Origin of the sequence: Gordonia sp. (in: high G+C Gram-positive bacteria), from assembly GCF_020438995.1 — a bacterium.
Taxonomy (GTDB): Bacteria; Actinomycetota; Actinomycetes; order Mycobacteriales; family Mycobacteriaceae; genus Gordonia.
Genome location: NZ_JAGQTN010000163.1, coordinates 1 through 9,736 on the forward strand (window position 1 = coordinate 1; position 9,736 = coordinate 9,736).

Below are 9,736 nucleotides of genomic sequence, written 5' to 3' on the forward strand. Positions count from 1 at the left end.
GCCATTGGGGTCACGTGCGGTTCTCGTGGGTCGGGCCCGCGCAGTCCGTCAGGGTGTCAGTCGGCGTCGGACGTCTCAGCGTAGGTGTCCAGGAAGCCACGCGCAGTCAAAATCTGTGGCTTCGCGATGTCGAGCGCCAGGAAGTGCTTGTCGTCGGTGACGATGACGTCGACGGCCGACGCGATATCAGCGCCGAGATGAGGATGTTCGTGTCAAGCAGGACGAGCATCACGCTCGGCCGCGCGCCTCAGCGATGAGGACGTCGACATCGGTTTCGTCGGCGACGCCGAAGTCCGCCGCCGCCCCGGCGAAGGCGGACTGAGCCTCAGCGAATGCTGCAACACCAGCCTTGGCTACGACGACTTCACCGTTCGGCTTCTCGAGGAACAGCACCTTGTCGCCAGGTACGAGGCGCAGTCTGCGACGCACCTCGACCGGGACAGTGATCTGCCCATTGGCGGAGAGCTTTGCAAGGTTCACGGGTCCTCGATTCTTGAGATCTACAGAATCCTTGAGGGCGAGTGTACTCGGTGACGCAGTTCAGACCTGACCGAAGACCTGGCAGTAGTAGGGGCGGCCGGAGGTGGAGTAGGCGACGCCGACGCCGAGGCGGTTGAACTCGCGTTTGAGGATGTTGGCTCGGTGGCCGGGCGAGTTCATCCAGCCGGTCATCACCGACTGTGCGGTGGGATAGCCCGCGGCGACGTTCTCACCGACGTAACGCAGACCGCAAGCGCGCAGGATCGGCTGCATCTGCTGGTGATACATGCGGTTCTCTCGGGCCTGCCGTTGTGCCTGCGCCAGGGCGTAGCGCTTGAGGCAGTCGTTGGTGCCGAGCTTGCCGAGGCTCCGCTTGGTGCGTTCGGCGTTGGTGAGCGCATGGATTGCACCCTCCAGCGAAGTCGTGGTGGGGGCGGCGGGCGCGGGGGCCGGCGCCACCAGGGCGCCCAGGCCGACGACGAGTGCGCACACGGCGCTGAACACGATCGGGACACATCTCATCGAACGGGACCTTTCGGACGAAACAGCGACGGTGGTGTCCTCGACGCTAGGCAGCCCAGCGCGATTCGGGTATCGCCCGAAGGGACGACTATCCGTCCTTGGTGACCGCGGCCAGGAACATGGCGTCGGTACCGTGCAGGTGCGGCCACAGCTGAACGTGCGGGCCGGGGCCGAGCAGCGAACCGTCGAGCTCGCCGACAGCGACCAGTGGACGGGCGTCGAGTTGCCTGGCATCCGGCACCGACGACACCACCGCGCCGATGATGTCGACGGTTTCGGCGGGGTGCGGTGAGCACGTCGAATAGATCACCACACCACCGGGTTTGACCAGGCGCAGCGCCTCGGTGAGCAGTTCGGTCTGCAGCACCACAAGTTCGGTGACATCGTCGGGGGTGCGGCGCCAGCGGGCCTCGGGGCGGCGGCGCAACGATCCCAGGCCCGAGCACGGGGCATCGAGCAGGATGCGATCGTAGCCGGGTTCGAGTCCGGAGCTGCGGGCGTCGGCGACGCGGACGTCGACCGGCAGGTCACCGGTCACCTTGCGGATCAGCTCGGCGCGGTGGTCGGATACCTCCAGGGCGTGGAGGCGGGCGCCGTCGATGTCGGCGATCGCGCCGATCAGCGCGGCCTTGCCGCCCGGACCGGCACACATGTCGAGCCAGCGACCGGTGTCCTCGCCGACGTCGGCGACGGTGACCGCACGCGCGACCAGCTGACTGCCCTCGTCCTGCACCCCGGCGAAACCATCACGCACCGCTTCGATCGCACCGGGATCGCCGCCCGGTAGATAGACACAATACGGTGAGAACCTACCCTCGTCGCCGCCGCTGGTGAGGGCCAGTTCCTCCGCGGTGATCATCCCGGGACGTGCCACCAGATGCACCGGCGGACGCTGGTCGTCGGCGGCCAGCGCCGCCTGCAGCTGCCCTGCCGAATGGCCGAGGGCGTCGAAGAACACCTCGGCGATCCACCTCGGATGCGCGTAGCGGAATGCGAGGTTGCCGATCATATCGTCGGCCATCGACGGTGCCAGTTCGTCGATCCACAGTTCCTCGTCGCGCTGCGATATCTTACGCAGCACGGCATTCACGAAACCCGAAGGGCCCATACCCAATTCGGATCGGGCCAGATCCACCGACGTGGACACCGCGGCGTGGGCCGATGTTCTGGTGCGCAACAGCTGATACGCACCGAGCCGAAGGATGTCGAGGACGTTTCCGTCGATGTCGTCGACGCCACGGTTGGCGGCCGCGGAGATCACCGCATCGAGCAGACCCTGAGCGCGGGCGGCGCCGTAGGTGAGTTCGGTGGCGAATGCGGCGTCCCGTCCGGTGATACGGCGCTCCCGTAACAGCCTGGGCAGCAACAGATTCGCGTACGCGGACTGTTCCCGGACCGCCCGCAGCACGTCGCGGGCGGCTTCGCGGGCGACGTCGATGTCCTTGTCGCGCAGCTTCTTATCGCGTGGCTGCTGATCGCGAGGCCGCGAGTCCCGGGGACCACGGCTGTCTCCGCCGCCCTTTCTGGGCCTGCGGTTGCCCGGCGTGCCGATCATCCCAGCACCTGCCCGTCGGTCAAGCGGGCTCCGCGCGCCCAGTCCGCCGCGGCCATCGGTTTCTTTCCGGGCGGCTGGACTGTCCCGAGCCGCAACGGCTTTCCAGCGGTACCGACGAACACGTCACGTTTGGTGACACGCAATTCACCCGGCGCAAGTACCGCTTCGTCGGCGTCGGGTTCGGAGATACCTTGCGGCGGGCCCACTTTGATGCGAGCCTCATCGAGGGTGGTCCACGCGCCGGGCGCGGGGGTGTGTGCCCGGATTACCCGGTCGACGATATGCGCGGGCCGGTCCCAGCGGATCCGGGCGTCCTCGACGGTCACCTTCGGTGCGTGCGACACCCCGTCGAGCGGCTGGGCAACCGGAACCAAGGCGCCGGCGTCGAGCCCGTCTAGCGTGGCGGCCACAAGCCCCGACCCCGCCTCGGCGAGCCTGGCCAGGAGGTCGCCGCTGGTATCGGTGGACCGGATACGTTCGGTGATCACCCCGAACACGGGGCCGGTGTCGAGCCCTTCTTCGAGCAGAAATGTTGTCGCCCCGGCAAATTCGTCACCCGCTGCGATCGATGCCTGTAGCGGAGCCGCGCCGCGCCAGGCGGGCAGCACCGAGAAGTGCAGGTTGATCCAGCCGTGTGTGGGCAGGTCCAGCAGCGCCGGTGGCACCAGTCCGCCGTAGGCGACGACGACTGCGACGTCGGGATTCCAGTCACCTAGTTTGTCGGCGACGCCGTCGTCGGACAGACGACGCGGCTGGAACACCGCGACTCCCGCCTCGTCGGCGGCCAGCGCTACCGGCGACCGGGACACTTTGCGTCCGCGGCCCGAGACGGCGTCGGGGCGCGAGATCACACCGACCACCTCGTGTTCGGACTCCAGCAGCCGACGCAACGTGGGTACGGCCACCTCCGGCGTACCGGCGAACACCACTCTCATCAGGACCCTTCGCACACGTTCGATCGGCTGTTGGTGGACGACACCACCAGGGTTCGAGGCTAGCCGATGGTGTGTGGGTCGACCTGTACCCGGATAGGTCCGGTCTCGTGTTTGGTGTTGCGGCGGGTCTGCGCCTGCGTGAGTGCCGCGGCCAGCTTGCGCCCGTCACGACGACCTACGCGCACCAGGACTCGTTCGATGTCGGTGGACTCGTCGTCGAACGCACCCGCGGCGCTGCTGTCGGCAAGACCGGCCGGAGGGCGCACGCCTGACGGGAGCGGGACCGGACCGAGCAGGTCGGCACCGGCGGGCATGTCGATGAGGTCGGTGAACCGGGTGACATCGGCAGCGAGGCCGTCCACCGATGCCATCGTCACCGCCGGTGGAAAGCCCAGTTCAGCGCGCTGAGCCAGTTCGAGGGCTGCGAACCCGGCCGGGTCCCAGCGCACCACCGCCTGGACGGCCCGGATACCGGCGTCGGCCACGAGCACCAGTTCCCCGCCGTCGCCGTGGGCGCGGACCAGCGCTCCGATCGCCAGCCAGCGCCGCACCGCCATCTCCGTGGCACGCAGGTCGGCGCGATCGAGGTACGCCCAGGTGTCGAGGATGATCGCCGCGCCGTATCCACCTGAGGCCACCGGCTCGACGCCGGGAGTGGCGACCACGACCCGGGCACCTGACTCGACGGCATCGACGGTGGCACTGCCACCCGAGGCCACGACGGGAACGCCGGCGAACGCACGGCCGAGTTCCTCCGCGGTGCGCCGGGCACCGGTGACCAGCGCCCGCACCCGGGTGCCACCGCATTCGACGCACCGGAAGTGTCGTTCCGTCCGCCCGCACCACCGGCAGGCCAGGATTTCGCCGGGACCGGACCGGTCCTGATCGAGCTGGACGGGACCGTGGCAGGCGCGGCACCGCACGTGGGTACGACAACCGGCGCAGGCCAGCGAGGGCAGGTAGCCACGCCGCGGAACGCTGAACAGCACCGGCAGACCCGCGGCGATGGCCCGGCGGGCGGACGCGAACGCCATCTCGGGAATCCGGGCCGAATGGGCCAGCGGATCACGCATCACGCGGGCGTCGGAATCGGACAGTGCCAGCACCCGCGGCATCCTTGCACGCACGGTCTGTCTATCGGCGACCAGGTCGTGCGCCCAACCGGATTCGACGAGTGCCTGTGCCTCGGCGGTGCGGGAGTAGCCGCCGACGAGGAACCCGCACCGTTGCTGGTGGGTTCGCAGAACGGCCACCTCACGCGGATGCGGATACGGGGCGCGGGGTTCGGCGAGACTGTCGTCGCCGTCGTCCCACACCACCACCAGGCCCAGGTTGTGCACCGGTGCGAACACTGCGCTACGGGTACCGGCCACCACGGACGCCGCGCCGCGCCGGATCGCGAGCCAGCGACGATACCGCGTCGACGGCCCCAACCCGGCCGCGAGACTCACGCACCGATCACCGAGCAGTGGTTCGCACGCCGAGGCCAGGCGATCGAGGTCGCGCTGATCCGGGACGATGATGATCGTGCCGCGCCCGGCGGCGGCCACCGCCGTGGCCAGTTCGGCCAGCCGCTGCGGCCACTGCTCCCCCGGTGCGGCCTGCCAGACGGCGTGCGGGGCCGCCGCGGACTCCGATCGCAGTGCGCCGATGAACGAGTCGGCATGCTGGTACGACGACCACGCCGCCAGGTCCGGCGCATCCGGCGGCGGCGGAACGTCGTCGGCAGGTCGCGCCTCGGTGCGGGCGTGACGGGGCGGTACGGCCAGCCGCACCACATCGGACATGGTGCCCGCATACCGGTCGGCGACCGCTCGGGCGAGCGTGGCCAGCTCGGGCGTCAGGACCGGTTCGCCCGATACCGCCCGATCCAGGTACGACAGGCTGCCGACGTGGTCGCTGTCGGCCCTGCGTTCCAGCACGAAACCGTCGACCAGCCTGCCCGCGAAACGAATGCGCACACGCGCCCCCACCGCCGCGGTCTCGTCGTCGGCGGCGTCGACGAGGTAGTCGAAGGGCCGGTCGAGATGTGCCAGGCCCAACATCGGCAACACCCGCGCCACCGGAAGGGGTGACGCGGGTGTGTGTGCTCCTTTGGCAGGCGTTTTCGCCTGAGAGGGAGTGGCCAGTGCTACAGCCCCGCTGCGGCGCGCAGCTTCTCGGCGCGGTCGGTGCTCTCCCACGGCAGTTCGACGTCGGTGCGGCCGAAGTGGCCGTACGCGGCGGTCGGTCCGTAGATCGGGCGCAGCAGGTCCAGGTCGCGGATGATCGCGAGCGGACGCAGGTCGAACACCTCGGAAATGGCCTTCTGGATAAGCTCCTCGTCGACGGTGTGGGTGCCGAAGGTCTCCACGAACAGGCCCACCGGGGCGGCCTTGCCAATGGCGTACGCAACCTGGACCTCGATGCGCTTGGCCAGCCCGGCCGCGACCGCGTTCTTGGCAACCCAGCGCATCGCGTAGGCGGCGCTGCGGTCGACCTTCGACGGGTCCTTGCCGGAGAAGGCGCCACCACCGTGGCGGGCCATTCCGCCGTAGGTGTCGACGATGATCTTGCGGCCGGTCAAGCCCGCATCACCCATCGGTCCGCCGAGCACGAACTTGCCGGTCGGGTTGACCAGCAGCCGCACATCGGAGGTGTCGAGCTCGGGCAGATCATCAGCGGCCAGCACCACGTCGACGACCTCGCGCTTGATGTCGGGGGCCAGCATGTTCTCGAGGTAGATGTCGGCGGCATGCTGCGTCGAGAGCACCACGGTGTCGAGACGGACAGGCTTGTCACCGTCGTATTCGATGGTGACCTGGGTCTTGCCGTCGGGACGCAGGTACGGCAGCGTGCCGTTCTTGCGCACCTCGGTGAGGCGGCGGGACAGGCGATGCGCCAGCGCGATCGGCAGCGGCATCAGCTCGGGAGTCTCGTCAGTTGCATACCCGAACATCAGGCCCTGGTCGCCCGCACCCTGACTGTCGATCTCGTCCTCGGAGATGCCGGTGCGGCTCTCGTGCGAGTTGAAGACACCGCCGGCGATGTCGGGCGACTGTGCGCCGATGGCCACGTTCACGCCGCACGAGGCGCCGTCGAAACCCTTGGTGGAAGAGTCGTAGCCGATCTCGAGGATCTTGGCCCGCACGATGCCCGGGATGTCGACGTAGGCGGAGGTGGTCACCTCACCGGCGACGTGCACCTGGCCGGTGGTCACCAGGGTTTCCACCGCGACACGGGCCGCGGGATCGTCGGTGAGAATGGCGTCGAGGATCGAGTCGCTGATCGCGTCACAGATCTTGTCGGGGTGCCCCTCGGTGACGGACTCACTGGTGAACAGGCGCGACGATGTGGTCATCGGATCCTCTCAAGCACTTCATCTTCAGGAAAATAGGATTGTTTTCCACGGTACACGGCACGAACTTAGGGTGCCCTCAGTGGGGCGTGCGCTCGGGTCGGGACCGGTCAACCATCAGATACGAGGGCGCGTACCTCGTCAAGTATTCGGCTCGCCATCAGTGATTTCGACCCGAGCGGCAATGCCGTCTCGCTACCTTCGGACGATAGCAACCAGCCGGTATTGTCCTCGGTTCCGAAGGCCTTGCCGTCGCCGACGGCGTTGACCACGAGCAGGTCACAGCCCTTACGACGGAGCTTGGCCCGGCCGTGGTCGAGCACGCCGCCGGTCTCGTCACCGGTTTCGGCGGCGAATCCGACGATCACGGCGGACGACGAGATGTGACCATTGTCACGTGCTTCGACGAGTGATCGCAGGATGTCGGGGTTGGTGGTCAGCTCGATCGGGGCGGGTCCGTGTGCGCCCTTCTTGATCTTGGAGCCGGCCACCGCAACGGGCCGGAAATCTGCGACGGCCGCAGACATGATCACGACGTCGGCGTCGGCGGCGCGTTTGGTCATCTGGTCGCCGAGTTCGGTGGCCTGTGAGATCCGGACAATCTCGACACCTGCTGGATCACCGGGCTCGGAAGTGGCTCCGGCGACGACCGTGACCTGCGCGCCGCGCTGCGCCGCGACGCGTGCGAGCGCGTAGCCCTGCTTGCCGGAACTGCGGTTGCCGAGGTAGCGAACCGGATCGAGCGGTTCTCGCGTACCGCCGGCACTGATGAGAATGCGCACGCCGTGCAGGTCGTACGGCAGGGCACCGGGACTGTCGAGGAGCAGCTCGCCGACAAGCGCGATCTCCTGCGGATCCGGCAGCCGCCCGGCTCCCGAATCGCGGCCAGTGAGCCTGCCCGAAGCCGGGGTCATCACCGTCGAACCGAACGAACGCAACGCGGCGACGTTGTTCTGCGTGGCAGGATGCTCCCACATCTCGGTATGCATCGCGGGCACGAACAGCACCGGACATCGGGCCGTGAGCAGCGATGCGGTCAGCAGGTCATCTGCGCGACCTCCTGCCGCACGGGCCATCAGGTCGGCGGTCGCGGGCGCGATGATCACCAGGTCTGCCTCTTGGCCCAACTTGACGTGGGCGACCTGGTCGACGTCCTCGAACACGTCGGTGCGGACAGGATTGCCGCTCAGTGCCTCGAAGGTGGCGGCTCCCACGAAGTTGAGGGCCGCCCGCGTCGGCACGACATGCACGTCGTCGCCGGCTTCGGTGAAGTGCCGGATGACCGAACACACCTTGTATGCGGCGATGCCGCCGCCCACACCCACAAGGATGCGGCGGCGGCCAGGCGATGCGGTCATCGAATACCCGAACCTCTGCGTCAGGACCTGTTGGGGCCGGAACCGGTGGTCTATTCGCCTTCGGTGTGCTCGAGCAGGTCCGAGTGGATCTCACGCATGGCGATGGACAGCGGCTTCTCCTGCTGGCCGGGCTCCACGAGGGGGCCAACGTATTCGAGGATGCCGTCGCCGAGCTGGTTGTAGTAGTCGTTGATCTGGCGTGCCCGCTTGGCCGCGTAGATCACCAGTGCGTACTTGGAGGAGGCGCGTTCAAGCAGCTCGTCGATGGGCGGGTTGGTGATGCCCAGCGGGGTGTCGTACGCGGGCGCATCCTCGACGGCCGTCAGTTCGAAATCTGTCTGGGTGCTCACGCATTCTCCTGCGATTGATGGGTCTGTCGGGATCCGACCAGTAAGGATACCAACCGTTCGGCCACCTGGTCGACTTCGGTGTTCACCAGGACGTGCTCGAACTCGTCGACTGCGTCCATCTCAGTGCGGGCGGTGGTGAGGCGTCGCTCCACGGCCTCCGGGGTCTCGGTGCCGCGACCGGTCAGTCGCTGCACCAGGACGTCCCAGCTCGGCGGGGCGATGAAGACGGTGGTGGCCTCCGGTAGCCGCGCAACGATATTGCGGGCGCCGGTGAGGTCGACCTCCACCAGCACCGGTTCACCGGCCGCCAGACGTTCCTCGACGGGCTGCGCCGGGGTTCCCGAGCGTTGCAGGCCGCCATGGATGTCGGCCCATTCCAGGAGTTGGTCCTCGGCGATCATGCGGTCGAACTCGTCGCGGGTGACAAATCGATAGTCGCGGCCGTCGACCTCGCCGGGCCGCGGATCGCGGGTGGTGGCCGACACGCTGAAGAACAGGTCCGGCAGCAGTTCACGGACCCGGCGGACCACCGTGGACTTGCCGACGGCCGAGGGGCCGACCAATACGATCAGTCGGCCCCTCGGGCGGTCGGTGCTGCTTGCAGCGCTCAGGAGCTGAACCTCTCCAGCAGAGCCTTGCGCTGACGATCGCCGAGGCCGCGCAGGCGACGGGTCGGAGCGATCTCCAGTTCGGTCATGATCTCCTGCGCCTTGACCTTGCCGACCTTCGGCAGAGCTTCGAGCAGCGCCGAGACCTTCATCTTGCCGAGGATCTCGTCGGTCTCGGCGTCCTTGAGCACCTGCTGCAGGTCGGTGCCGCCGCGCTTGAGACGCTCCTTGAGCTCGGCGCGGGCCTTGCGGGCGGCAGCAGCCTTCTCCAACGCGGCAGCGCGCTGCTCGGGGGTCAACTGGGGAAGGGCCACGGGTTCCTCCGTCTTTCGTGTCTTCGTGTGGACTGTCACCGTCACCCCGCTATGCGGGCTGTGGTGATCGCGGTCGCCCGATGCGGGACCCGAGATCGTTACCTGACCTGCGGGTCTCGCCATTTGGTGCGGCGAATGCGACCGTACCCACGTGAGCTGGCATTTGCGAGTGCCACCCCCACAAAACCCCAGGAACTCGATGATGTAGGGACGTTCGGCCCCATGTCGGACCGGCTCGGCCGGCTGTCGTCGTCCGTGTCGGCCCGTTGTCGCCCGC

The 9,736-nt window shown here is 68.0% G+C and carries 10 protein-coding genes; all 10 read right to left on the reverse strand.

Annotated elements, in window-relative coordinates:
• Window positions 1-228 precede the first annotated feature (228 nt).
• The gene (locus KDB67_RS11915) at window positions 229-480 is read right to left on the reverse strand and encodes an AbrB/MazE/SpoVT family DNA-binding domain-containing protein (protein ID WP_291015974.1); all 252 of its coding nucleotides are present in this window, start codon (window positions 478-480) and stop codon (window positions 229-231) included.
• 60 nt (window positions 481-540) lie between these two features.
• A complete protein-coding gene (locus KDB67_RS11920) occupies window positions 541-1,002 on the reverse strand; it encodes a CAP domain-containing protein (RefSeq protein WP_291015976.1) in 462 nt (153 codons plus the stop codon).
• 88 nt (window positions 1,003-1,090) lie between these two features.
• Window positions 1,091-2,557, reverse strand: a complete 1,467-nt coding sequence (locus tag KDB67_RS11925; protein WP_291015978.1) for an RsmB/NOP family class I SAM-dependent RNA methyltransferase — start codon at window positions 2,555-2,557, stop codon at window positions 1,091-1,093.
• Window positions 2,554-3,492 (reverse strand): methionyl-tRNA formyltransferase, encoded by a 939-nt coding sequence (fmt, locus tag KDB67_RS11930; RefSeq protein WP_291015980.1) that lies wholly within the window; start codon window positions 3,490-3,492, stop codon window positions 2,554-2,556. The genes KDB67_RS11925 and fmt overlap by 4 nt, the downstream gene beginning before the upstream one ends.
• 59 nt (window positions 3,493-3,551) lie before the next feature.
• Window positions 3,552-5,537, reverse strand: a complete 1,986-nt coding sequence (locus KDB67_RS11935) for a primosomal protein N' (RefSeq protein WP_291015989.1) — start codon at window positions 5,535-5,537, stop codon at window positions 3,552-3,554.
• Window positions 5,538-5,623: 86 nt separating this feature from the next.
• Window positions 5,624-6,832, reverse strand: a complete 1,209-nt coding sequence (gene metK, locus KDB67_RS11940) for a methionine adenosyltransferase (protein WP_291015981.1) — start codon at window positions 6,830-6,832, stop codon at window positions 5,624-5,626.
• 107 nt (window positions 6,833-6,939) lie between these two features.
• Window positions 6,940-8,187, reverse strand: coding sequence for a bifunctional phosphopantothenoylcysteine decarboxylase/phosphopantothenate--cysteine ligase CoaBC (coaBC, locus tag KDB67_RS11945; protein WP_291015982.1), 1,248 nt, complete (start codon window positions 8,185-8,187; stop codon window positions 6,940-6,942).
• Window positions 8,188-8,237: 50 nt separating this feature from the next.
• Window positions 8,238-8,537 (reverse strand): DNA-directed RNA polymerase subunit omega, encoded by a 300-nt coding sequence (gene rpoZ, locus KDB67_RS11950; protein WP_213243267.1) that lies wholly within the window; start codon window positions 8,535-8,537, stop codon window positions 8,238-8,240.
• Window positions 8,534-9,148 (reverse strand): guanylate kinase, encoded by a 615-nt coding sequence (gene gmk / locus KDB67_RS11955; protein ID WP_291015991.1) that lies wholly within the window; start codon window positions 9,146-9,148, stop codon window positions 8,534-8,536. Before gmk ends, rpoZ begins: the two co-directional genes overlap by 4 nt.
• Complete coding sequence (gene mihF / locus KDB67_RS11960; RefSeq protein ID WP_005181260.1) at window positions 9,145-9,459, reverse strand: integration host factor, actinobacterial type; 315 nt, start codon at window positions 9,457-9,459, stop codon at window positions 9,145-9,147. Before mihF ends, gmk begins: the two co-directional genes overlap by 4 nt.
• Between the last annotated feature and the right edge of the window lie 277 nt (window positions 9,460-9,736).

What these genes read in the sequence shown, in the direction of transcription:
- KDB67_RS11925 (WP_291015978.1), bottom strand. Translation starts at nt 2,557, where the DNA reads ATGATCGGCACGCCGGGCAACCGCAGGCCCAGAAAGGGCGGCGGAGAC.
- metK (WP_291015981.1), bottom strand. Translation starts at nt 6,832, where the DNA reads ATGACCACATCGTCGCGCCTGTTCACCAGTGAGTCCGTCACCGAGGGG.
- KDB67_RS11920 (WP_291015976.1), bottom strand. Translation starts at nt 1,002, where the DNA reads ATGAGATGTGTCCCGATCGTGTTCAGCGCCGTGTGCGCACTCGTCGTC.
- coaBC (WP_291015982.1), bottom strand. Translation starts at nt 8,187, where the DNA reads ATGACCGCATCGCCTGGCCGCCGCCGCATCCTTGTGGGTGTGGGCGGC.
- fmt (WP_291015980.1), bottom strand. Translation starts at nt 3,492, where the DNA reads ATGAGAGTGGTGTTCGCCGGTACGCCGGAGGTGGCCGTACCCACGTTG.
- KDB67_RS11935 (WP_291015989.1), bottom strand. Translation starts at nt 5,537, where the DNA reads ATGTTGGGCCTGGCACATCTCGACCGGCCCTTCGACTACCTCGTCGAC.